Source organism: Ketogulonicigenium vulgare WSH-001, assembly GCF_000223375.1.
Classification (GTDB): Bacteria; Pseudomonadota; Alphaproteobacteria; order Rhodobacterales; family Rhodobacteraceae; genus Ketogulonicigenium; species Ketogulonicigenium vulgare.
In genome coordinates this window covers 2505001-2527709 of the sequence record NC_017384.1, presented here as the reverse complement: position 1 = coordinate 2527709, position 22709 = coordinate 2505001, and the positions used below count along the sequence as shown (strand labels likewise).

The 22709-nt window shown below is 59.3% G+C and carries 18 protein-coding genes, 1 tRNA gene, 2 rRNA genes and 1 pseudogene (1 of these 22 running past the window's edge); 8 read left to right on the top strand and 14 right to left on the bottom strand.

Annotated features, from left to right (window positions below; genetic code table 11):
* Nucleotides 1–71: 71 nt before the first annotated feature.
* Nucleotides 72–638: an AEC family transporter gene (locus KVU_RS16275; protein ID WP_236953115.1), complete on the bottom strand. Its 567-nt coding sequence runs from the start codon at nucleotides 636–638 to the stop codon at nucleotides 72–74.
* A gap of 64 nt (nucleotides 639–702) precedes the next feature.
* A pseudogene (locus KVU_RS16405) lies at nucleotides 703–945 on the bottom strand (AEC family transporter); the annotation flags it as partial.
* Nucleotides 946–1097: 152 nt separating this feature from the next.
* Between KVU_RS16405 and KVU_RS12570 the strand changes: the two are divergent.
* Nucleotides 1098–1973, top strand: a complete 876-nt coding sequence (locus KVU_RS12570; protein ID WP_013382879.1) for a LysR family transcriptional regulator — start codon at nucleotides 1098–1100, stop codon at nucleotides 1971–1973.
* On the opposite strand, the gene dctP (KVU_RS12565) is transcribed toward KVU_RS12570, so the two are convergent.
* The 6 genes from dctP (KVU_RS12565) to dctP (KVU_RS12540) all read right to left on the bottom strand — a co-directional run bounded on the left by dctP (KVU_RS12565) (nucleotide 1960) and on the right by dctP (KVU_RS12540) (nucleotide 7146).
* Nucleotides 1960–2925, bottom strand: coding sequence for a TRAP transporter substrate-binding protein DctP (dctP, locus tag KVU_RS12565; protein ID WP_014538086.1), 966 nt, complete (start codon nucleotides 2923–2925; stop codon nucleotides 1960–1962). The genes KVU_RS12570 and dctP (KVU_RS12565) overlap by 14 nt on opposite strands.
* A gap of 8 nt (nucleotides 2926–2933) precedes the next feature.
* Nucleotides 2934–3812 (bottom strand): SMP-30/gluconolactonase/LRE family protein, encoded by an 879-nt coding sequence (locus KVU_RS12560; RefSeq protein WP_013382877.1) that lies wholly within the window; start codon nucleotides 3810–3812, stop codon nucleotides 2934–2936.
* Nucleotides 3809–4261: a type II 3-dehydroquinate dehydratase gene (locus KVU_RS12555; RefSeq protein WP_013382876.1), complete on the bottom strand. Its 453-nt coding sequence runs from the start codon at nucleotides 4259–4261 to the stop codon at nucleotides 3809–3811. Before KVU_RS12555 ends, KVU_RS12560 begins: the two co-directional genes overlap by 4 nt.
* 14 nt (nucleotides 4262–4275) lie before the next feature.
* A complete protein-coding gene (locus KVU_RS12550) occupies nucleotides 4276–5577 on the bottom strand; it encodes a TRAP transporter large permease (protein ID WP_014538085.1) in 1302 nt (433 codons plus the stop codon).
* A complete protein-coding gene (locus KVU_RS12545; RefSeq protein WP_014538084.1) occupies nucleotides 5574–6095 on the bottom strand; it encodes a TRAP transporter small permease in 522 nt (173 codons plus the stop codon). The genes KVU_RS12550 and KVU_RS12545 overlap by 4 nt, the downstream gene beginning before the upstream one ends.
* A 64-nt stretch (nucleotides 6096–6159) precedes the next feature.
* Nucleotides 6160–7146, bottom strand: coding sequence for a TRAP transporter substrate-binding protein DctP (dctP, locus tag KVU_RS12540; RefSeq protein WP_013382874.1), 987 nt, complete (start codon nucleotides 7144–7146; stop codon nucleotides 6160–6162).
* A 196-nt stretch (nucleotides 7147–7342) separates the two neighbouring features.
* Here dctP (KVU_RS12540) and KVU_RS12535 point away from each other — a divergent pair, with 196 nt between their 5' ends.
* The 3 genes from KVU_RS12535 to KVU_RS12525 all read left to right on the top strand — a co-directional run bounded on the left by KVU_RS12535 (nucleotide 7343) and on the right by KVU_RS12525 (nucleotide 9677).
* Entirely contained in the window at nucleotides 7343–8029 is a 687-nt protein-coding gene (locus KVU_RS12535) for a GntR family transcriptional regulator (protein WP_013382873.1), read from the top strand.
* 30 nt (nucleotides 8030–8059) lie between these two features.
* A complete protein-coding gene (locus tag KVU_RS12530; protein WP_013382872.1) occupies nucleotides 8060–8746 on the top strand; it encodes a GntR family transcriptional regulator in 687 nt (228 codons plus the stop codon).
* A gap of 103 nt (nucleotides 8747–8849) precedes the next feature.
* Nucleotides 8850–9677 (top strand): shikimate dehydrogenase family protein, encoded by an 828-nt coding sequence (locus KVU_RS12525; protein ID WP_013382871.1) that lies wholly within the window; start codon nucleotides 8850–8852, stop codon nucleotides 9675–9677.
* Here the strand turns inward: KVU_RS12525 and KVU_RS12520 are convergent.
* A complete protein-coding gene (locus tag KVU_RS12520) occupies nucleotides 9674–11551 on the bottom strand; it encodes a bifunctional sugar phosphate isomerase/epimerase/4-hydroxyphenylpyruvate dioxygenase family protein (RefSeq protein ID WP_013382870.1) in 1878 nt (625 codons plus the stop codon). The two genes, KVU_RS12525 and KVU_RS12520, sit on opposite strands and share 4 nt — an antisense overlap.
* A gap of 175 nt (nucleotides 11552–11726) precedes the next feature.
* Here KVU_RS12520 and KVU_RS12515 point away from each other — a divergent pair, with 175 nt between their 5' ends.
* Both KVU_RS12515 and KVU_RS12510 read left to right on the top strand, forming a co-directional pair.
* Nucleotides 11727–13133, top strand: a complete 1407-nt coding sequence (locus KVU_RS12515) for a mannose-1-phosphate guanylyltransferase/mannose-6-phosphate isomerase (RefSeq protein ID WP_013382869.1) — start codon at nucleotides 11727–11729, stop codon at nucleotides 13131–13133.
* 1 nt (nucleotide 13134) lies between these two features.
* Nucleotides 13135–14517: a phosphohexomutase domain-containing protein gene (locus tag KVU_RS12510; protein WP_013382868.1), complete on the top strand. Its 1383-nt coding sequence runs from the start codon at nucleotides 13135–13137 to the stop codon at nucleotides 14515–14517.
* Here the strand turns inward: KVU_RS12510 and KVU_RS12505 are convergent.
* Both KVU_RS12505 and KVU_RS12500 read right to left on the bottom strand, forming a co-directional pair.
* Nucleotides 14467–15330 carry a glycosyl transferase gene (locus KVU_RS12505; RefSeq protein ID WP_014538083.1) on the bottom strand — a complete coding sequence of 288 codons (864 nt, stop codon included), beginning with the start codon at nucleotides 15328–15330 and terminating at the stop codon, nucleotides 14467–14469. The genes KVU_RS12510 and KVU_RS12505 overlap by 51 nt on opposite strands.
* The gene (locus KVU_RS12500; RefSeq protein WP_236953113.1) at nucleotides 15330–17084 is read right to left on the bottom strand and encodes an ABC transporter ATP-binding protein; all 1755 of its coding nucleotides are present in this window, start codon (nucleotides 17082–17084) and stop codon (nucleotides 15330–15332) included. The genes KVU_RS12505 and KVU_RS12500 overlap by 1 nt, the downstream gene beginning before the upstream one ends.
* Before the next feature lie 443 nt (nucleotides 17085–17527).
* On the opposite strand from KVU_RS12500, the gene KVU_RS12495 reads away from it, so the two are divergent.
* Both KVU_RS12495 and KVU_RS12490 read left to right on the top strand, forming a co-directional pair.
* A complete protein-coding gene (locus KVU_RS12495) occupies nucleotides 17528–18643 on the top strand; it encodes a rhamnan synthesis F family protein (RefSeq protein WP_013382865.1) in 1116 nt (371 codons plus the stop codon).
* 121 nt (nucleotides 18644–18764) lie between these two features.
* The gene (locus tag KVU_RS12490) at nucleotides 18765–19574 is read left to right on the top strand and encodes a glycosyltransferase family 8 protein (protein WP_013382864.1); all 810 of its coding nucleotides are present in this window, start codon (nucleotides 18765–18767) and stop codon (nucleotides 19572–19574) included.
* A 344-nt stretch (nucleotides 19575–19918) separates the two neighbouring features.
* Here the strand turns inward: KVU_RS12490 and KVU_RS12485 are convergent.
* The 3 genes from KVU_RS12485 to KVU_RS12475 form a co-directional block, all read right to left on the bottom strand.
* Nucleotides 19919–19995: transfer RNA gene (locus KVU_RS12485), tRNA-Met, on the bottom strand.
* A gap of 48 nt (nucleotides 19996–20043) precedes the next feature.
* A 5S ribosomal RNA gene (gene rrf, locus KVU_RS12480) occupies nucleotides 20044–20158 on the bottom strand.
* 78 nt (nucleotides 20159–20236) lie between these two features.
* Nucleotides 20237–22709: ribosomal RNA gene (locus tag KVU_RS12475) — 23S ribosomal RNA — on the bottom strand; it runs 364 nt beyond the window's last position.

Below are 22709 nucleotides of genomic sequence, written 5' to 3'. Positions count from 1 at the left end.
TTCGTGAAACGAAACTTCCCATAGGGCAGCTGAAAATCACCTTAAAATCCGCTGATTTACCCTGCCCGGCGCTAGCCCAGCGCCAACAGTGCCGCGATTGTAACAATTGAAAGAAGGGTTGTTTTCAGCACGACACGCCCGGTCAGCAATCCATTGCGGCCGTAAAATTCCGCCAACATAAAAGGGCCCGTGCCGGTCGGCAGTGCAGATAGCAGGGTGACCAGAAACGCCTCTTGCGCGCCAAGGCCCAAGGCCATCGCCGCCCCCCAGGTGACCAGCGGCTGGCCAATCAGCTTGGCGGCGATCAGGCCCCATTCGACGCCCGCCCCCTGCGGTGGCTTTTGCCCCGCACTGCCCGCCAAAAACAGGCCCAGCGCGATCAGCGCACAGGGCGAGGCGGCGCCGCCCAGCAGTTTCAAAAACGCATCGGCGGGCTGCGGCAATGTCCAGCCCGCGCACATGAACACAAGGCCCAGAACCGGCGCGATCAGCAGCGGGTTTTTGACCAGCGACAGCCCCGTCCGGGCAAATATTGCGCGCCGACTTCCACCGGTTTGCAAGGCGATCTCGATCAAGATGATCGCAACCGCGAACAGCACAGATACGGTCAAAATCGTTGCGACCAGCGTCGGGGCCATCGCCTGCGCCGATGACGGCCAAGGCCAGCGGAAAGCCGACGAATCCCGTATTGGCATAGCTGGCGTTCAGCCCATCAATCGCCGCATCCGCCAGCGGCGCACCCGCCCGCATCCGCAGCATCAGCGTCAGGCCGAACACCACCGCACAGCCAATGCTGAAGGCGGCAATAAAACCCGGGCGCCAGACCGCCGCCAGATCCGCCGTCGCCATAATATCGAACAGCAGCGCGGGCAGAGCCAGATAGACCACCAGCCGGTTCACCTCGCGCGTGGCATTGGGGCCCAACGCCCCCGTGCGGCGCGCCATAAACCCCGCCAGAATCAGCGCAAAGATTGGCAAGACGACAGACAGATTGGACAGCATGGCGAGCCTCGTGGAAAAGACAGGCTTCTCCTACGCCCCGGCACTGATACAATCCAATCCAAAGATCAGACATGATCCATGCTTTCAGGGTATCAATGGACAGCCGCCACCTGCATTATTTCATCGCCTTGGCCGAGACGCTGCACTTTGGTCATGCCGCCGCACGTATGAACATGACCCAGCCGCCCTTTAGCCGCCAGATCGCGCAGCTCGAGGCCAGCCTTGGGGCGCAATTGGTCGCGCGCAATTCGCGCCATGTGCGCCTGACGGCGGCGGGCGTGCATTTCCTGCAAGACGCGCGCCGCATTCTGGCCGATCTGGACAAGGCGGGCCGCGACGCGCGGTTGATCGCGGCGGGACAAAAGGGCGAGCTGCGCCTGGGCTTCATGATGCATGCCGCTGACAGCATCCTGCCCGATCTGGTACGCCAGTACCGCGCCGCCCATCCCGATGTGCGGATCACCCTGCGCGAGATCATCCCCGCCGATATCGCCAGCCATGTGCTGCAAGGCGAGATTGATGCGGGCCTGACCTTTGCCAGCCCGAATGTGACAGGCCTCACGCGCCTGCCACTGCTGTCGGATGTGTTGCAACTGATTGTGCCCAAGGACCACCCTTTGGCGGACCGCGCCGATGCCTGCGCCCATGACCTGCAAGATCAGGACATCATCCTTGCGCCCGCCCATATCGCGGGGGCATTGCGCGATGCGGTTATGGCATATTTCCTGCAAGCAGGCCTTGTGCCCCGCATCGGCCTAGAGCCCGGCCTGCAACACAGTATCGTGCAGCTGGTCGCGGCGGGCCTTGGGGTGGCGTTGGTGCCCGCATCGGTCAGCCGCACCGCCCGGCCCGATATTGCGACCATTCCCCTGATCGCGCCGCCGCGCCTGGATATCGTGCTGTTAACCGCCTTGCGCAATACAAACCCCGCGGTGGCGGGGCTTGAAAGCATTGCAGTTACAATGCGTTGATCCGGTCAAGCAGACCCGCTGGCCAATTGCGCGAAAAGTCCGAGTTCAGGTATTTCTCGTTCGAATAGGCGCGGAAAGCGTCAACATCGGGGGTATGAATGCGGATGCCCTCGCCCTCGAAAAAGGTCAAAAGCTCGGATTCTTCGCGGATATATTCGGCATTGCTCCATTCAAAGGCCTTGTTCGCGGCGTCTTGCAGGCTCTGCTGCTGCGTGGGCGTCAGGCTGTCGAACAGCGCCGCGTTGATCATCAGCAGACCAAAGCCGACATTATGGCCGGTCAGCACGATCTGGTCGGTGACCTCATAGAATTTCATAATGCGGTTGTTGGACAGCGGGTTATCCTCGCCATCAATCGCGCCGGTTTGCAGCGCGGTGTAAACTTCGGCATAGGCGACGGCGGTGGGATTCGCGCCCAGCGATGAGCCCAGAAACTGCCACGCCTCGCCGCCCGGCATCCGCAGACGCAGACCCGCCAGATCGGCGGGCGTGTTCACCGCGCGCGTGCCGCGCAGGTTCAGGTTGCGCGTGCCGTAATAGGCGGGGGCAAGGATATGCACGCCCATCCGCTCGCGCGCCATCGCCTTGAATTCATCGCCGACGTCGCTTTCGAAAATCCGGCGCATGTGATCGGCGTCGCGCACCAGATAGGCGGCGGTCAGGATGCCGAATTCGGGCACTTGTTCCGCGAAATCCGAGGGCGGCATCAGCGCCATTTCCAGATTGCGGCGCTGCACGGCGACGATCTCGGTGCCTTGGCGGTACAGCGTGCCGCCGAAATAACCCTCGAAGGTAAAGTCGGGCGCAATCTCGGCTGCGAAAATCTCGACCAGCGCGCGCGAGCGGGGCGCGTCCGCCGTCGTGCTATCGGCAAAGCGCAGGTTGATCGGCTGCGCGCTGGCCGCCGCTGCGGCAACGGCCAGTCCAGCCGCCAGAAACAAGGAACGGAGCATGGGGAACCTCATAGGGTGAAACGATGCTCGGGCAGGCCCTGCCCGATGCCTTCGATGGCCAAAAGCGCGCCGGCCAAAGGCTCGCGCTGCAATTGGGTGCTGTTCAGGAATTTGAACGCGGTCGTGATATAAAGCGTGCGCAAATCCGGCCCGCCAAAACACAGGCAGGTTGGGTTCGATATCGGCAGCGGAATCTCGAAGTCGATCTGACCATCGGGGCGATAGCGGACGATCTTGCCACCGCCAAAGAACGCCGCCCACAGACATCCATCCACATCCATCGCCGCGCCATCGGGGCGATCTTTGGTGGCGCTGTAATCCGCCCACAGGCGGCGGCCGGTGATCTCGCCATCATCCGGGTCGATATCATAGACCCAGGACATATAGCGCCGCGTATCGGTGAAATGCATCTGCCGCCCGTCAGGCGAAAACGCGATTCCGTTCGAGACGATGACATCACCCGCGATCTTGTCGACACGGCCGCTGCCCGCCACCCGATAAAGCGCGCCTTGCGGGCGGTGCAATTGGTTGTCCATGGTGCCGATCCACAGCCGCCCCCAGCGGTCAACACGGCCATCGTTCAGCCGGTTATCGACACCGGTCTCAATCACGGCAAAGGGCGTCATCTTGCCGCTATCCTCGTCCATCAGATGCAGCGCCAGATCCTTGGCGATCAGCCGTCGCCCGTCGGCACATAGCGCATGGGACCCAAGCCAGTCGCAATCGACACCCAGTGCCTGATGCCTGCCCGTCGCCGGATCAAAGCTTTGCAAGCGGGGCTGTTCGATATCGACCCACAGCAATTGCTGACGACGATCGCACCACAGCGGCGTCTCGCCCAGCTTGTCGCGGGTAAAATGATGGACCACCTCGACAGGGGCCGTCATGATTGCGCCTTTGCGGCGATCAGATCCTGCATCGCGCCGACAGCCGTGGCGTAGCCGCGTGGCCCAAGGCCCGCCATCACCGCTGTTGCCACCTTTGACACCAGCGAATTGTGATAGATCGCCTCGCGCCGGTGCACATTCGAGATATGCAATTCGATAATCGGGCCGTCGAATTGCTTGAGCGCATCCAGAATCGCGATCGAGGTAAAGGTGAAGGCGGCGGGGTTGATGATGATGCCTGCCGCCCCCTCCTCGGTTGCCTCATGGACCCAGTCGATCAGCTCGTATTCGCGGTTTGATTGGTGAAAGCGGATCTGCACGTCCGCGCCAGCAGTATTGCGGCAGAGCGCCTCGACCTCGGCCAAGGTGGTATGGCCATAGATATGCGGCTCGCGCTTGCCCAGACGGTTCAGGTTCGGGCCGTTCAGAATATAGATGGTGTTGGTCATGGTCTTTCCTCAGATCAGCCCGAATAGCCGAACATACGCGGCATAAAGAGAACGATGTCAGGGATCAGCGTGATCAGCAGCAGCGCTGCGATCAGCCCCAGCAGGAAGGGCATCGTATCGCGCAAAATCGCCCCCATCGACGCGCCCGAGACACGCTTGACCACGAACAGCAGCAAGCCATAGGGCGGCGTCACCAGGCCGATCATCACGTTGAACACCACGACGACGCCAAAATGGATCGGATCAATGCCCAGCGCCGCAGCGGTCGGGATCAGCACCGGCACGATGATCAGAATGATCGTCGAGCCCTCGAGCACCGCGCCGATCAGCAGCAGAATGACATTCACGATCAGCAGGAAAGTCAGCGGCGTCAGATCGAAACCCAGTAGGAATCGGCTGATACTATTGGGGATATTCTCGACCGTGACGATATAGTTGAACACCAAAGCCGCGGCGATCAGCATCCCGATGGATGTGGTGGTGCGCGCCGCAGACAGCAGCGAGGCATAGAATTCCCGCAGGCCCACATCGCGATAGATGACGACCGAGACGAATAACGCATAGCCCGCCGCGACCGCTGCCGCCTCGGTCGGGGTCATCACCCCGCCGCGCAGGCCCACGATCAGCACCACCGGCAGCAACAACGCCGGCAGCGCGCGCAGCGTGATCATCGGCAACTCGCGCACCGGCACCGGCGCCTCGGTCGGAAAGTTGTTGCGCCGCGCGCTCCAGCCGACGATCAGCATCTGGCTGGCCGAGATCAGCAGACCGGGCAGGATGCCGCCCAAAAACAGATAGCCGATCGAGACGTTCGAGACCAAAGCATAGATCACCATCGGAATCGACGGCGGCAGGATCGGGGCCACGACAGCGGTCACAGCGGTCAGCGCGGCGGCGAATGAGGGCGTATATTTCCCCTCTTGCGTCATCATGCGCATCATCATTTTGCCCATGCCGCCCGCATCCGCGATGGCAGATCCCGACATGCCCGCAAACAGCAGCGATTGCAGCACGTTCACCTGCGCCAGCCCGCCGCGAAACCGGCCAACCAGCGCATTGGCGAAATTGGTCAGCCGCGTCGTCATCGAACCTGAGTTCATCAGCTCGGCCGCAAGGATGAACAGCGGCACCGCCAGCATCGTATAGCTGGTGTACATGGAATTCAGCAGTTGTTCGGCCGCCGTGCCCATATCGAGGCCCGCCATCAGCAGATAGAGGATCGAGGCCAAGATCATCGCATAGGCCACCGGCAGGCCAAGGACCGCCAATGTGATCAGCAAGACGATACAGGCGGTAAAGGGATCGGTCAGGCTCATATCGAGTGTCCCGTGATATCGTCTTGTTCGGCGGTCGCAGGCGGGGTGCGGCGCACCACCACGGCCTGCCACAGCAGCCACAGATAGCGGCACACAACCGCCACGACAAAAATGATGTAGATCGAGAACAGCCAGTCAAACCGGATCTTGAGATAGGCCGAGGACTGGATTTTCATGAAGGTCACATAGTCCCAACTGGCGGGCAGCGAGACGAGGAACAGCGTGATCAGCACCAGCGCGGTCGCGATGACAAAGACACGCTGTAGCCCCTTGCGCACCGATCCATACAGCAGATCGAACCGGATTTCTTCGTCCTCACGGGCGACAAAGGCGGCCCCCCATAGCACCATCCACAGCCACATGATGACCGTCAGCTCGGACGTCCAACCCGTTGGCAGGTTGAAGAAATAGCGAAAGACGACCTGAATGATAAAGGCAAAGAACATCACGGCCAGCATCAGGGCTTGGATATTCTCGGCCCGGCGCACCAGCCAGCCGCCAATTGCAGATAGTCGCATGTTTTCCCCCTCGCGACGCTGCGAAAATGCGCCGTGCCACCAAGGGCACGGCGCGCCGCGACCGTTAAAGACCGTTGATCTGCTCGACGATACCTTCGGGCCAGCGCGCGGCCATGCCCGAGGTCTGATACAGCTCTTGGGCATGGGTGCGGAACGCATCCAGATCAGGCTCGACAATCGCCAGACCCTCGCCCTCGAAAAAGGCGATCAGATCAGCCTCGTTCTGCAGATGTTGGGCGTTCGACCAGGCAATCGCCTCGTCCGCGGCGGCCTGCACCTGTGCCTGCTGTTCGGGCGTCAGGCTGTCCCATGACGATTTCGAAATGGTCAGCACGTCAAAGCCCACCAGATGCGCCGTCTTTACGATCTGGTCCATCACCTCATAGAACTTCATGTTCTGGACGTTGGGCATCGGGTTGTCTTGGCCGTCGATCGCGCCGGTTTGCAGCGCGGTATAAACCTCGGCATAGGCGACGGGCGTCGGGTTCGCGCCCAAAGCCTGCCCCAGGAACTGCCACGAATCGCCGCCCGGCATCCGCAGCCGCACCCCGGCCAGATCGGCAGGCGTATTGACCGCGCGATCCCCGCGCAGGCCCACATGACGCACCCCGAAATAGGTCGGGCCCAGCACGCGGATATTCAGGCGATCCTCGGCCAGTTGCTTCATCTGCTCGCCCGCTTCGCTTTGGAAAAAGGTCACCAGATGATCGGCGTCGCGGAACAGATAGGCCGAGGTCAGCACCGACCATTCGGGCAATTGCTCGGAAATATCCTGCGGGGCGATATTGCCCATTTCCAGATTGCCGCGCTGCAAGGCCACGAGTTCCGTGCCTTGGCGGAACAAAGTCGCGCCATAATAGCCCTGAAAATCAAAGCCCTCGCCAAGTGCTGCGGCGAAACGCTCCATCATCTCGGCGCGGATGTCTTGCTGTGAAAAAACCGCCGAAAACCGTAGCGGCACGTTAGACTGCGCCATCGCGGGCGCGCTGGTCATCAAAGCCAGCGCAGCACCTGCCGACAGCAGCAGACGTCTTGTCAACGCATGCGTCATTACGTCCTCCTCCCTGATTTCGTCTTGACGGCCCTCCACTGCCGTCGTGACGCAAAGCCTACACAAGACGAATAACCGATCAATAGTTAAATTTGAAATCATCATATATTTTAGATTACATCATTCACCCGCACCGCGCTTGTTGCGGCAAGGTGCTGTCGATAGACTTGGCCCGTAACCCGCATAGGATGATGCTGTGACCGACGCCGATCCCCTTGGCCTGACCGCTGGCGAAAGCGCCTATCAGCGGATTCGCAGCGATATCATCTTTGGCCGCTTGGCGCCCGCCCTACGGCTAAAGCTGGATCAGGCGCGCCAACATTATGATATCAGTGTCAGCACGTTACGGGAAATCCTCTATCGTCTTTGCGCCGAAGGTCTGGTGCAGGCCGAGGGGCAAAAGGGCTTTACCGTCACGCCGGTGTCGCAGCAGAATTTCCGCGATATCGCCGCCATGCGCGACTTTCTGGAAACATACGCGCTGCGACAATCCTTTCAGCGCGGCGATGTCGAATGGGAAGCCGAAGTGCTGGCCGCGCATCATCGCCTGTCGCGGCTGGAAGCGAAAATGCTGGCAGGCGGGCGCGATCACGCCGCCGATTGGAAGCGGTATGACTGGGCTTTTCACCGCGCGCTGATCGGGGGCTGCGGCTCGCAGGTGCTGCTGGCGACCCATGCGCGCATCTTTGACCAATACCTGCGCTATCAGATTATCGCGGTGATCTTTCGTGGCGAGGTCGCAGCGGACGAACATCGCGCCTTGCTGGATTGCGCGCTGCGCCGCGACGCGGATGCGGCAGCGGCGATCCTCAGCCGTCATATCCATGCCTGCGTCGAACATACGATCAGGAATGGCCTGCTGCCTGCAACGCCGCTATCATAAGGCAGTTTCATCAGAGATTGCCGCAATATCATGACACGTGCAGAAAACGACGGCGAAAGCGCCGCTGGCCTGACCATCAGTGAAAACGCTTATCGCCGGATCAGGTCGGATATTATCTTTGGTCGCCTGCGCCCACGGCAAAAGCTGAAGCTTGATGGTCTGCGCGACAGCTATGGCATCAGCATCAGCACTCTGCGCGAAATCTTGAACAGGCTTTCATCCGAGGATCTGGTTGTCGCCGAAGGTCAGCGCGGCTTTGAAGTCGCACCCGTTTCTGTCGAAAACCTGAAAGAAGTCGCGGCCTTACGCCTGCTGTTGGAAACCCATGCGCTTGAGCAGTCCTTTGCCGCGGGCGGCGTCGAATGGGAGGGCGATATCGTCGCCAGCCATCACAAGCTGGCAACGCTGGAACGCCGCATGGCCACCGGCGACATGTCGCAGACCGAGTTGTGGAAGCGCTATGACTGGGAATTCCATCAGGCGCTGATCTCGGCCTGCGGCTCGCAGGTCTTGATGGACACACATGCGGCGATTTTCGACAAATACCTGCGTTATCAAATGATTGCCCTATCCCATCGCGGTGATATCGCGGCAGGCGAGCATAAGATTCTGTTGCAGGCCGCGCTGGATCGTGATGCGCCAATGGCCCGTGCGGTATTAGAGCGACATGTGCAGGGCGGGTTGGATCACGCGCTGGCCACCGGAACAATCGCCTGACCGCCCATAAATTCAAAAACAACCGATAAAATGAAAAACAGCATTTGAAATACAGATTGCCAAATCATATCCTTCGCGCGAATGCAGCGCGAAGGAGCGGGACGTGATCAGGCTGGGGTTGATCGGTGACAATATCAAACAATCGCAATCGCCGGCCCTGCATCGTCTGGCCGGCGCGCTGGCGGGGCTTGATGTCAGTTACGACCTGCTGATCCCCGCCGCGCAGAACCGCGATTTCGACGCATTGTTCGCCTGGGCCCACGACAACGGCTATCACGGGCTGAACATCACCTATCCGTATAAAGAGCGCGTCACGCCCATGCTGCAAATCCCGCAGCCCGCCGTCGCTGCGCTAGGCGCCTGTAATACGGTGATTTTCGGCGATACCCCCGTGGGACATAATACCGACTATTCGGGCTTTGCCGCCGCCTTTCGCCAGCGATTTGGGGGGGCGAAACCGGGCGCGGTCGCGATGGCTGGTGCGGGCGGGGTGGGCAAGGCCGTGGCCTTTGCATTGGCGGATCTGGGGGCGGCGCGGCTTGCGATCTATGATCCCGACACGGCCCGCGCGCAGGCGCTGATCACCGCGCTTGCCGCCTATCAGCCCAGTCTGGATCTGCGTCTTGCGCCCTCGATCACGGCCGCTTGCGAGGGTGCGCGCGGGTTGGTCAATTCGACACCGCTGGGCATGGGCGGGATCAACGGCTCGGCCTTTCCAGAACACCTGCTTGCCGGTCGCGACTGGGCGTTTGATGCGGTTTACACCCCGGTCGAGACTCAGTTTCTGCGCGAGGCGCAGGCCGCTGGCCTAGACATCCTGACCGGATACGAGCTGTTCTTTCACCAAGGCATCGACGCGTTTCGCCTGTTCACCGGGGCCTCGGTTGACCCCGCCGCACTGCGCCGCGCCCTGCTGGCACCCGCAGCTTAACGCTTGGGCAGGCCCGCCGGCCGCAGGTGGCGCTTCATCGCGGCAATGCGAAAGGGCGCGTTCGGGCCGCCATAGCCACTATAGCCGCCCGCGCGCTGAACGATCTCTAGAAACAGCCCGCCCGCCAGCGGACGGCTGAACACCTGCCAGAATCGCCCCGCTCCGTCTTCGTCATATAGCAGGTTCAGCGCCTGTAGCTGCGCGACCTCATCCGCGGGCAGGCCAAAGCGGGCCGCCAGATCACCGTAATAATTGTCGCCGATTTGCAGCACCGGGAAGCCGCGCGCGGCAAGCGCCGCAGCCGTTGCAAAAATATCCTGCGTTTCAAAGGCGATATGCTGCACCGAGGCACCATAGGTTTCCTCGATAAATTGACCGGCCAGCGTGCGCCGCGCCTCGGCCCCATTCAACGTGACCCGCAGCGCGCCGCTTTGCAGCGCTTGGCTGCGCACCAGACCATCGGGGTCGATCACATCCACCATCGGCGCGCGCGTCGCCTCGAACAGCGTGGTGTAAAACAATGACCAGCTGAGCATTTCGTCATAGGCCATCGTTTGCGCGATATGATCCACCCGCTGGATACCGATGCCAACGGGCGCGGGCGCCGTCACATCGAAATCACTGTCCCAGATCGAGGCCTGTCCGGCATCCAAAAACCGCAAAACGCTACCACCGGCATGGCGAATACCAGGAAAGTCCCGCTCGCCCGTCGCATGGGGTGCGCTGACATGCGCCTGCGCGCCCAGCGCCATCGCCCGCGTCGCCGTGTCTTTCGCGTCCGGCATGGTCAATCCGATTTCCGACACGGTGGTGCCGTGGGTGCTCCAGCTGGTCAGGTTGAAATCCGCGCTGCTGGTGTTCACCAGCAGATTCACCGCGCCTTGCCGCCACAAAGTGACGGGTTTGCTGCGGTGCCGCCCCGCGACGCTGAACCCTGCGGCACCCAGCACCTGATCCAATGCGGCCGCATCCGCCTTGCTGCTGGCGAATTCCAAAAACTCGACGGCACGGACGGCGGCGGGCGCGGGCATGTTTGGCAAGGGCACCGACAGGCTGGGTTCGGCGCGCCTGACCTGATCCATCAGTGCCATCAGGCTGCGATAGCCCGATTGCGCCACCAGGCGCGGACGCCCCGCCCGGAACTGGTCGTTGAAGATCTCGAGGCTGAGCGGCCCGTCATAGCCCGTGGCCAGCACGGCGCGGGTAAAGGCAGTGACATCCAGATCCCCCTCGCCCGGCATATTGCGAAAGTGGCGCGACCAATACAGCAGATCCATCGGGATCGCAGGCGCATCGGCAAGCTGCACGAAAAAGATCTTATCCCCCGGAATGCGCCGGATGGTCTCGGGGTCGATCTTGCGTCCAAGTGTATGAAAACTATCAAGGATCAGGCCGATATTGGGATGATCGGCGCGGCGCACCACCTCCCATGCATCGCGGTGATCGTCGACATGCTTGCCCCAGCACAAAGCCTCATATCCCACACGGATGCCCCGCGTCGCCGCAATCTCGCCCAGCGCGCGAAAGTCATCGGCGGCGCGGTCGATCCCGCCCAAAGCCGCCGGATGCACCGACGAGCAGAACAGCACCAGATCTGTGCCCAGCTCGGCCATCAGGTCGAATTTACGCTCGGCCCGCGAAAAGGCGCGCTGGCGCAAAGGCGCGGGCAGCCCTTCGAAATCGCGAAACGGCTGAAAGATCGTGATGTCGAGCCCATGATCGCGCACCATGCGCGCCGCCTCGCGCGGGGACAGATCCGAGGCGAGGAAATCCTGTTCAAAGATTTCGATCCCATGAAAGCCCGCCGCCGCAATCGCCGCCAGCTTGTCCTGAAACGTCCCCGAGATCGAGACGGTCGCAATCGAGGTTTTCATAAGCATCACCCTCATATCAGCATATGAAAACTATAACACCAGATGATTTTATAATCATAGTGCGCTTTGCGCACATAAATCGACCATGAGCCGCCGGTTGGTAAGGATTTGTTCACTCTGTGACGTTTCACTGACGTGATCAGGCCCTGCTGCTTCAGTAAAGGTTAGCATAGCGATGAACAGAAACATTCATCCGATCCTGTTATGTGGCGGCGCAGGAACGCGCCTGTGGCCATTATCGCGGCGCGACTATCCCAAGCAATTTGTGCGCCGCACCGGGGCGGAAAGCCTGCTGCAAGGGGCGGCGCGCCGTGTAAGCGGCCCGCTTTTTGCCCCACCCATCGTTGTCACCGGGCATGACTTCCGCTTTTTGGTGATCGAGCAACTGGCAGGCGTGGGCGTGCAGCCGCAGCGCGTCCTGATCGAGCCTGAGGCACGCAATACCGCACCTGCGATCTTGGCCGCTGCATTTGCACTGTCGCAAAGTGACCCCGATGCCCTGATGCTGGTCGCACCGTCGGATCACGTCATCCCCGACACCGAGGCGTTCCGCGATGCGGTCGCCAAAGCCGTGCCCCGTGCCCTGGCCGGTGATCTGGTGACTTTTGGCATCACACCGACGCGCGCTGAAACCGGCTATGGCTATCTGCAACTGGCCCCCGATGCAGAACCACGGGCTGATGCCCCACAAAATCTGCTGCGCTTTGTCGAAAAGCCGGATGCCACGCGTGCCGCGCAAATGATCGCGAGCGGTGATTTCCTGTGGAATGCTGGCATTTTCCTGTTCACCGCGCGCATGCTGATTGCTGCGTTTTGCGCCCATGGGCCCGCGGTGCTGATCCCCGTCGAGGCTGCCGTGCGCGCCGCCTGCTGCGATTTGATCTTTATGCGTCTTGATCCTGTGGCCTGGGCCACGGCCCCCGATATTTCGGTCGATTATGCCATTATGGAAAAGGCCAGCAACCTGGCCGTGATGCCGTTTTCCGCCGGCTGGTCGGATCTGGGCGATTGGGATGCGGTTTGGCAAGAAAGCGGCCCTGATGCGCGCGGCAATGTGGCAAGCCCTCATAGCACGGCCATCGCCTGCGCCGATACGCTGCTTTACAGCACCAGTGCCGGTGTCGAATTGGTCGGCATCGGCCTGCAAGATATCATCGCCGTCGCCACCCCCGATGCTGTGCTGGTCGCGCATCGCTCGCAGACACAGCGCGTGAAAGAGGCCGTCGCCGCCTTGCAACACAAAGGCGCGGTGCAAGCGACCCAGTTTCGCACGGCGCACCGCCCGTGGGATGAAAATCCGCACGGTCTGTGGGCCAAGCGGATCGAGGTTGCGCCAGGGACCACATTCAATCTGCAGCCGCAGCATCACGCCGCCACGCATTGGATCATCCTATCTGGCGTGGCGCAGATGACCCATCGCGATCAGGTGCATCTGCTGTGCAAGAACGAATCGCTTTATGTTGCTGCGGGGGGGCTGCACCGCCTGGATAACCCCGGCAATGTGCCCTTGATCCTTTTGGCCGTCCAAACCGAGGCCGAGGGCGGCGTTACCACAAACCACCCGCAAAGCGCGGTGGGTTAGAATGGTGCCAAAATTTGGCACATCAGGCTTACGCGGTCGGGCGGATGCGCTGACGGCAGACTGCATCACGGCCTATATACAGGCCTTTGTGGCCGCCTGCCCGATCGGCAACGGCGTCTTTGTCGCGCGGGATCTGCGCGAGAGCGCGCCGCGCATCGCCAAAGATGTCATCGCAGCGCTGCGCCAAACGGGAATCACAGTGACAGATTGCGGCTGCGCGATGACGCCCGCGCTTGCGCTTGCATCCTCTAGGGCGGGCGCTGCGGCCATCATGGTAACCGGCAGCCACATTCCCGCAGCTTACAACGGGCTGAAATTCTATACGCCTATGGGCGAAATCACCAAAATTGACGAAGCTGCGATCCTTGCTGCATTGGGCGGGCCCGCGATCACGCGCCCGCTGGGGCCGCTGCGCTATACTGATATCAGCGCCGCCTATCGGACCCGCTATACCACCGCCTTCGGGACAGCGGCCCTCGTCGGGCGCCGCGTTGGCGTCTGGTCACATTCCGCTGTCGGGCGTGATGATCTGATCGCAATCCTGCGCGCGCTTGGTGCAGAGGTGGTCGAATTTGGCCGCGCGGATCACTTCATCGCCGTCGATACCGAAGCGGTCACCGACACTACGCGCGCGCGACTGCGCGCAGCCGCACGGATGTATCGGCTGGATGCGATCCTCTCGATGGATGGTGACGGCGATCGGCCATTGATGACAGATGCAGGCGGCACGCTGATTGCGGGCGATATATTGGGCCAGATCACCGCCCGCGCACTGGGGGCGACAAGCGTGGTCACGCCAATCTCGTCAAATACCGGGGTCGAGGCACTCGACTTGCACGTGCTGCGCACACGGATCGGCTCACCCTATGTGATCGCTGGGATGCAAGCGCAGCCCCGCGCCATCGGGTACGAGGCGAACGGCGGCGTCTTACTGGGATATGACGCCCAATGCGCGGGGCCACTGCCTGCGCTGATGACACGCGACAGCCTGTTGCCGATGCTGGTGGCGCTGATCGCGGCAGCGGGTGGAACGCTGGCCGCGCGGGTCAGGGCAGAGCCCGCGCGCTTTACCGCAAGCGGCCTTCTGCCCGATATAGATCCCTGTGCGGCGCAAAGACTGATTGCTGATCTGCAGGCCGACAGCCGGGCTTTCCTTGCGCCATTCGGGCTTGAACCCGCATATATCAACAGGATGGACGGGCTGCGTATCACCGCGCTATGTGGCCAGATCCTGCACATACGCCCCTCTGGCAATGCCCCAGAATTACGCCTTTATACCGAGGCAGCCAGCCCCCGTAGCGCGGCACGATTGTTAAAGGCTGGCTTGCAGCACCTAAAGGCGCGGCTGGTCCAGCAGGTCGTCATAGGGGTAGCCGATCTCTAACAAGGCCGAGCGCGCGCTGTAGCAGCGCAGCGCGATCCCCCGTTCTTGCGCAACATCACGCGCGGCGGCAAAAAACGCCAAAAGGCGCGGCAAACCACTGACAATACCCGAGGGCGCGCGGCTGTCGGCACTTTCGTAAAAACGCGGCGCATTGGCGTTCGACAGATCAATTCCGGCAAAACCGATCACCTTGGGCTGCGCCGCCAGCGCGAATTGCAGCGCCGTACAAGCGACGGACCCCGCGATCATGACCCCCTGCTCAGGGTCCAGCGACACCAGTCCTGTGCCATCTACGCCCGCAGACACCGCGCGGCGACGCAGGTGATGCACTGGCTTTAGCAGATTATCGATCAGCATCACCCGGCGGCCCTGCAAAAAGCCATCATCCCGCTGCAATATCGCGCGGATCACCGCAGCTGACAGCGCAAGTGGCACAGCGGGATCAAGCCGCGACAGCATCGAAAAATGGCGAAAGACAAAGCGCTCATCCTCGACAAAGACCGCGGCCGGGTGCAGTTGATCCGCTAGGCTTATGGCGCCATTCAGTAAAATGGTGCACGCCGGCGGCAGCGCGGTCAGGTTTTGCCCGGCAAGCGACGGGCCCGAACCGATAATATGCACGGCGTCAATCGAAGGCAGCGCAGCCGGCACAAGCTGCCCCACCTTGCGTCCGAAATAGCGGATCTCGCCAGATGCGCGGTCGATGCGCAGCCCCGGAAACGTGTCCTGCCAATGCGCACGACCGCGCAACAGCTGAAACCCCAGCCTGATCAGCCGCCGCGTGACGGGTCGATCCGAGGCCTGCCCCTTCATTAGCCGAACTGCTTGTCGTAAAGGTCCTTGAACGGCCCATCCGCGCGCAGCAGCGCATCCACGCTGCCGCTTTCAATGACGCGGCCGTCCTCCATCACATAGACCAGATCGGCGGCCATGATCGTCGACAGACGGTGCGTGATCGCAACACGCGTGCGGCCACGACCCAGAACCTGCACAGCATCGCGGATCTTTTCTTCCGAAATCGCATCCAGCGCGCTGGTTGCCTCGTCCAGCAGCAGGATAGAGGCATTTTTCAAGAATGCCCGCGCGATCGAGATGCGCTGCCGCTGGCCACCCGACAAGAAGGCGCCATTTTCACCCACTTGGGTTTGATAGCCTTGGGGCAGTGCGATGATGAATTCATGCGCGAAAGCCGCCTCGGCCGCGGCCTTGACGTCGTCGTCACTGGCATCGGGGCGCGCATAGCGGATGTTTTCCAGGATCGAGGTCGAGAACAGGAACGTATCTTGGCCGACATAGGCCAGCGCGCGTCGCAGCGACGATGCCCGCAGCCCGCTGATGTCCTGCGCATCAATGGTGACCTTGCCCTCGGTGGGATCATATAGACGCATGATCAGGTTCATCACGGTCGATTTGCCTGCGCCCGAGAGGCCCACAATCGCGGTCAACTGGCCCGCAGGAATGTCCATATCGACATTTTGCAGCACCTTACGCTCGCCATAGGCGAAGGTCACATCCTCAAGCCGGATATGCGCGGGACCCGGCTTCAGCGCAGGGCCATCCGGGTTCTCGTTCAGGCTGGTTTTCATATCGATCAGGTCGAACAACATGCGCACGCCGACCAGCATCGCCTCGGCGCGAACGCGCATTTGCGACAAGCGGCGCGCCGGATCGTAGCACATCAGCATCGCGGTGATAAATGACATCAACTGACCTGCGGATGCGCCATCGGCGCCGCCCACAATATTCCACGTCGACAGCCACAAAATCCCGGCGATTGTCAGACCCGCAAGAATATCCATCACGGGCATGGTGATCGATTCCAACCGTGTGACAGCATTCGAGCGTTTTTCAACCGCACGTACCGCGGCGCTCATGCGGCCACGCATCAAATCTTCCAATGCGAAGATCTTAACGATACGGATTCCAGCCGACGTTTCCTGCAGCACACGCAAAATCTCGGCCAGTGACATCATCTGGCGCGAAGTGACGTCACGCACGCGCCGCACCAGCGTGCGGAGCATTAAAAACGCCATCGGTCCGACCGTCATCGCGGCCAGCGTCAACACCGGCTGCTGATAGACCATCACCACCAACAACGAAATCAGCGTCAGCGAATCGCGCACCGCCGAGGTGGCGATAATATCAATCAGGCCACGCGCCGCCTGCGCGCTTTGTGTCACCCGCATCAGCGTGTCCGAGGATTCGCGCAGGTTAAAGAAATCGACACCCTGCTCCATCAGCTTATTGAAAATATTGCGCTGTTGATCCGCGATGATGCCGTTGCCGGCCTTGGCCATGGCGACGGCCTGCACATAGGCCCCGATGCCGCGCAGGGCAAAAATGCCGACCACCATCATCGACACCGTCGCCAGTTGCGCGCGATCGTTAGGATTGCTCATCGCATTGATGATCATCTCCATCGACCACGCTGTCAGGCCCGCACTCGTAGCGACAATAACCATCGCCAGAATGCCGATCGCGTAATATCTTCCCTGTGTGGCAACACCATATTGCAAGAGTCGCTTCACCACATTGCCATCGACATCGTCTTTGACAAAACGGCTCATAATCTTTTGTGTTAGCTGCATCGGCTCATCATTCTCCGCCCCGCCCTATGGCAAAGCATGCTGACGCGCTTGTAGCAGCGATCCCGCTTCATAGCCATGGCAGGCATTGCTTGCGCAAAACCTCCGCGCTCTCAGATCCTGCGACGGCCCAAAAACAAGCGGCAGATGCGCCCAACTTCGGCCAATTTCCGCCAGCGCAGCTGAAACATCGGGCGCGAATCGCGCGTCGATGACGGGCAAATTCGCGGATAACAGCCGATCCTGTACCTGCCCGTCGACGACTATAGGCGGGCGCCTTTACAGAAGGTATGTGTCGCATATGTGAACATGGTTAGGATTTACGCTCATCTTAACCTTTTATGCGATTATCCTTCGTCACCGCTTGTACGTTGTATAAAAATTAACGATGATCACAATTAAGCAAGCCGCCCCGAGGTACCAACGTGCAAGCAAGCTCAAAGCTATGGCGCGAGATCTGCCGCGTTAAAAAACAAACCTCCGGTCTTTTCCATTATTTTGGCGGAAACCTGCGCCGTCGTCGCTATGATATCGAGCGCGCGCAGAACGTCACCGTCCTTGAAGGGCAATGTGGGCCTCAGCGCGAAATGGCGGTTGTGCTGTTATTCCAACCCGATGGCCTGCTGGACTCAAGTCTTCTCACATTGACCGAGCTGAACGCCCTGGGCATCGGCTGTGTCGTCGTGTCGAACGCACCGCTTAGCTTAGACGACCGCAACGCTCTTTTGCAGCACAGCTATCTTGTGATTGAACGCCCCAATGTGGGGTATGATTTCGGCGGTTATCGCGAGGGTGTTCTGACCCTGATGGCCCGCAAACTGCCGATTGATGCGCTTTATCTGATGAATGACAGCATCTGGTTCCCGGTACACGACGCAAAAGATACGATTGCCGCCTGCCGCGCGACCAATGCTGATCTTTATGGCCTGCATATGAGCACCGTATCGCGCCATAAATCGCGCAGCTATGTGCAGTCCTATTTTCTTCGCTTTTCACATAAAATTCTTAGCAGTAAATCTTTCATGCGGTATTGGGAAAAGCTGCATTTGATTGACAATAAAAGCACCGTCGTGCGCTATCATGAATGGCATCTGGCGCAATATTTTATAAAGCGCGGCTTTAGTATTGATGCTTTGGTGCATAGCCGTGATCTGATCTCGACAATTATGAATATTACGGATGCAGACGAGATGCGGCTTATGCTGGAACATCAATCTGCAATCTGCCCAAAAGAAGCAAAGTATATCCGTCCTGTTTTGGCGCGCAGTAAAGACGCGCTTGAGGCGCGCGATAGGTTAATGGACGACATCAAGGCCAGAAAGATCTTTGTTACCCTAACAACAGTTCATCCGATTCTTTTATTGCGTATGAAACTGCCTTTTTTAAAGAAAATGAGGCGTGGTGACTTTGCAAGCCAACGCGCGGCGCTGATCGTCCTTGGCCTGACCAAAGGCTTCAACCCGGCTGTGCGCGCCGAGATTGCCAATTGGGACTCGCGCAGGCCAGAATATCGCGATACGGTCAAGCTCGCCTCATTGTGAGTGCCCCCATTGACCAAGATAGAAGCAAGACTTGCGCGCCTCGCAATCCAACCATCCTCAATTCGTCCTTGTCACTGATTCAGGACTACTGCGCCCCACCCTTTTTACGGCTTGGGGCCTTATGCAGCATGTCAAGGGCGACGGCCTGCTCCACATCTGGGGCGATGGGCTCAGCCCTGCCGAGGTCGCGCTGATTGCGCAACTTCAACCCGTCAATCCACGACTACGCTTGGAATTTTCCGCGCTGAGTAAGGCCGAAATGGCAGGCGCTAAAGGCCCTGACGCGCGTATCTCCGGGGCCTCAATGGGGCGGTTGCTTATCCCTAAAAAGCTAGATGGCCGTGTGCTTTATATCGATGGAGATACACGCATAACAGCGGACCCATCGCAGATTTTCGACCTGGATATGCAGGGTAAGCCTCTGGCTGCGGTGCGCGATTATGTCGTGTCAAAATGGTGCCGCAATGGCGCGCCGCCCGATAAGCCGCGCGTGCGCGAACTGCGCCAGCTGATGGGACAGGAAGATATCTCCCACTATTTCAATTCCGGCGTCTTGTTGATTGATACGTCCGCAGTACGTGCAACTCCTGCGCTTTTTGACGCGATGACGGATGTTATTCGCGCTTCTGCGAGCCCTTGGGGGGATCAGGACCATCTGAACAGCATTTTCACGGGCAATGTCCGCCTGCTAGACCCTGCCTGGAATTCCTCTTGGTCCCGTACGCGTGAGCAGCGTGCTTTCATCCGTTCGTCTGGCGCCTTGGATAACGAGCTGACGGGTCTTTCGGATGTGATTGTGCATTTTCACGGCTCGAACAAGCCATGGCTTGGTCCGCGGTATGACTTTTGGTCGCGCCGCGGGCGTGCTGTCATGGCCTATCGTCGCGTTCAAAAGCGCTTTCAGCGCGCCTTTCCGCTGCTACGTTTCTAGGTTGTTGTCTATCGTTTTGTGTTTGAGGGTTGTCGCGGCTGGTGTGCTGTATTGGGCCTTTATTGCGGGAAGATCGCCGGCCTGTCGGCGGCGCTGAACCCGTCCGGGTTAAAGCTGGAAGCTGCTCAGCTTCTGCGCGGGTTGGTTTCGGAGGTGCGGATGGTGCGGGATCGTGCGGCGCCCAGCCTCCATCACATTGAACTTGTTGGGGATCTGGCGTGCATCCTGGCTCTGAGTGCCGCACATACAAAAAGCCCCGCGGGAGGCGGGGCGTTCTGGTGAGATCAGTTTGCGATCAGCAGCTGCTGATTTTCAAGCCACTGATTTCGCTAATGATTTAGTTCTGGTTGCGGGGGCAGGATTTGAACCTGCGGCCTTCAGGTTATGAGCCTGACGAGCTACCGGGCTGCTCCACCCCGCGTTGTTGGGATTTTGATCGTATTGAGAGAGAGAAGATGCTTCTTATCAGGTCTGGCGGTGACTTACTCTCCCACGACTTAAGTCGCAGTACCATCAGCGTAGCCGCCCTTAACTTCCGAGTTCGGGAAGGGATCGGGTGTTTAACGGCCACTATGGCCACCAGACCGGGAAAGAAGCATCATTTTTGTTGTCAAGTATACTGATTTGTATGATTTTTTGATTTGGTTGAGCTATTTCTGGATCAAACCAAGCCTATTGGACGATTAGTACTAGTCAACTGAATGCATTACTGCACTTACATCTCTAGCCTATTGACGTGATGGTCTTTCACGGTCCTCAGGGATACCTTGTTTTGAGGGGGGCTTCACGCTTAGATGCCTTCAGCGTTTATCCTGTCCGAACATAGCTACCCAGCACTACCGTTGGCACGATAACTGGTCCACCAGTGGTCCGTTCACCCCGGTCCTCTCGTACTAGGGGCAACTCCTCTCAAGTATCCTACACCCACGGAAGATAGGGACCGAACTGTCTCACGACGTTCTAAACCCAGCTCACGTACCTCTTTAAATGGCGAACAGCCATACCCTTGGGACCTGCTCCAGCCCCAGGATGAGATGAGCCGACATCGAGGTGCCAAACGATGCCGTCGATATGGACTCTTGGGCATCATCAGCCTGTTATCCCCAGCGTACCTTTTATTCGTTGAGCGATGGCCCTTCCACTCGGGACCACCGGATCACTATGGCCGACTTTCGTCTCTGCTCGACTTGTCAGTCTTGCAGTCAGGCTGGCTTATGCCATTGCACTCGACGACCGATTTCCGACCGGTCTGAGCCAACCTTCGCGCGCCTCCGTTACACTTTGGGAGGCGACCGCCCCAGTCAAACTCCCCACCACACAGGGTCCCGGATCCGGATAACGGACCGCGGTTAGACATCAAGCAAAGCAAGGGTGGTATCTCAAGGATGGCTCCGCAAGGACTGGCGTCCCTGTTTCAATGCCTACCACCTATCCTGCACATGCTTGGCCTGATGCCAATGTGAAGCTGGAGTAAAGGTGCATGGGGTCTTTCCGTCTAACCGCGGGTAGCCCGCATCTTCACGGGCAGTTCAATTTCGCTGAGTCTATGTTGGAGACAGCGGGGAAGTCGTTACGCCATTCGTGCAGGTCGGAACTTACCCGACAAGGAATTTCGCTACCTTAGGACCGTTATAGTTACGGCCGCCGTTTACTGGGGCTTCAATTCAAGGCTTGCACCTCTCCTTTTAACCTTCCAGCACCGGGCAGGCGTCAGACTGTATACGTCGTCTTACGACTTCGCACAGCCCTGTGTTTTTAGTAAACAGTCGCCACCCCCTAGTTTGTGCCCCCGCCCAATAGTTGCCTACTGAACGGGCCTCCTTCTCGCGAACTTACGGAGGTATTTTGCCGAGTTCCTTCAACATAGTTCTCTCAAGCGCCTTGGTATTCTCTACCAGTCCACCTGTGTCGGTTTAGGGTACGATCTTATGGAGGGCTATTTCCAGGGACCTCTGAGCAGCCCAATCAATCCGATAAGATTGAACTACCTTTGAGATCCGTCACCATCTCCTGGCCCAGGAATATTAACCTGGTTCCCATCGACTACGCCTTTCGGCCTCGCCTTAGGGGTCGGCTTACCCTGCTCAGATTAGCTTTAAGCAGGAACCCTTGGACTTTCGGCGAGAGGGTCTCTCACCCTCTTTGTCGCTACTTATATCATCATTCTCACTAGTGATCTCTCCACCGGATGCCTCACAGCCCGGCTTCACAGAAAGCGCCTTGCCTCCAAAACCTTCTTGCGAAGGCTGAAGAGGCATTGCGCTATGTCACACTACGCTCTGCTACCGCGTGCATAAATGCACACCCTAAGCTTCGGCTCATGGCTTGAGCCCCGTTACATCTTCGCCGCAGGACAACTTAATTAGACCAGTGAGCTGTTACGCTATCTTTAAAGGATGGCTGCTTCTAAGCCAACCTCCTGGTTGTTTTGGTCGTCCCACCTGCTTTCCCACTTAGCCATGAATTAGGGGCCTTAGCTGTAGGTCAGGGTTGTTTCCCTCTTCACGACGGACGTTAGCACCCGCCGTGTGTCTGCCAGATATTACTCCTCGGTATTCGGAGTTTGGTTAGGATCAGTAAGTCTGTGGGACCCCATTACCCATCCAGTGCTCTACCCCCGAGGGTATTCGTCTGACGCTCTACCTAAATAGATTTCGCAGAGAACCAGCTATCTCCAAGTTTGATTGGCCTTTCACCCCTAGCCACAACTCATCCCGACCTTTTTCAACAGGTGTGGGTTCGGACCTCCAGTTGGTGTTACCCAACCTTCATCCTGGTCATGGCTAGATCACTTGGTTTCGGGTCTGATCCCACAAACTCATTCGCCCTATTAAGACTCGCTTTCGCTGCGCCTACACCTAACGGCTTAAGCTTGCTTGTGAGACCAAGTCGATGACCCATTATACAAAAGGTACGCCGTCAGGACTCGAGGTCCCTCCGACTGCTTGTAGGCGTCCGGTTTCAGGTACTGTTTCACTCCCCTCGTCGGGGTGCTTTTCACCTTTCCCTCACGGTACTGGTTCGCTATCGGTCAGTAAGGAGTACTTAGCCTTCGAAGGTGGTCCTCCGATCTTCAGACAGGATTTCACGTGTCCCGCCCTACTTAATGCGTCAAATCGAGCTTCCTATACGGGG

Excerpts from the sequence above, each read along its gene's own strand:
- KVU_RS16275 (WP_236953115.1), bottom strand. The coding sequence starts at position 638 with ATGGCCCCGACGCTGGTCGCAACGATTTTGACCGTATCTGTGCTGTTC.
- KVU_RS12570 (WP_013382879.1), top strand. The coding sequence starts at position 1,098 with ATGGACAGCCGCCACCTGCATTATTTCATCGCCTTGGCCGAGACGCTG.
- dctP (WP_014538086.1), bottom strand. The coding sequence starts at position 2,925 with ATGCTCCGTTCCTTGTTTCTGGCGGCTGGACTGGCCGTTGCCGCAGCG.
- KVU_RS12560 (WP_013382877.1), bottom strand. The coding sequence starts at position 3,812 with ATGACGGCCCCTGTCGAGGTGGTCCATCATTTTACCCGCGACAAGCTG.
- KVU_RS12555 (WP_013382876.1), bottom strand. The coding sequence starts at position 4,261 with ATGACCAACACCATCTATATTCTGAACGGCCCGAACCTGAACCGTCTG.
- KVU_RS12550 (WP_014538085.1), bottom strand. The coding sequence starts at position 5,577 with ATGAGCCTGACCGATCCCTTTACCGCCTGTATCGTCTTGCTGATCACA.
- KVU_RS12545 (WP_014538084.1), bottom strand. The coding sequence starts at position 6,095 with ATGCGACTATCTGCAATTGGCGGCTGGCTGGTGCGCCGGGCCGAGAAT.
- dctP (WP_013382874.1), bottom strand. The coding sequence starts at position 7,146 with ATGACGCATGCGTTGACAAGACGTCTGCTGCTGTCGGCAGGTGCTGCG.
- KVU_RS12530 (WP_013382872.1), top strand. The coding sequence starts at position 8,060 with ATGACACGTGCAGAAAACGACGGCGAAAGCGCCGCTGGCCTGACCATC.
- KVU_RS12520 (WP_013382870.1), bottom strand. The coding sequence starts at position 11,551 with ATGAAAACCTCGATTGCGACCGTCTCGATCTCGGGGACGTTTCAGGAC.
- KVU_RS12515 (WP_013382869.1), top strand. The coding sequence starts at position 11,727 with ATGAACAGAAACATTCATCCGATCCTGTTATGTGGCGGCGCAGGAACG.
- KVU_RS12510 (WP_013382868.1), top strand. The coding sequence starts at position 13,135 with ATGGTGCCAAAATTTGGCACATCAGGCTTACGCGGTCGGGCGGATGCG.
- KVU_RS12505 (WP_014538083.1), bottom strand. The coding sequence starts at position 15,330 with ATGAAGGGGCAGGCCTCGGATCGACCCGTCACGCGGCGGCTGATCAGG.
- KVU_RS12500 (WP_236953113.1), bottom strand. The coding sequence starts at position 17,084 with ATGAGCCGTTTTGTCAAAGACGATGTCGATGGCAATGTGGTGAAGCGA.
- KVU_RS12490 (WP_013382864.1), top strand. The coding sequence starts at position 18,765 with ATGCAGCATGTCAAGGGCGACGGCCTGCTCCACATCTGGGGCGATGGG.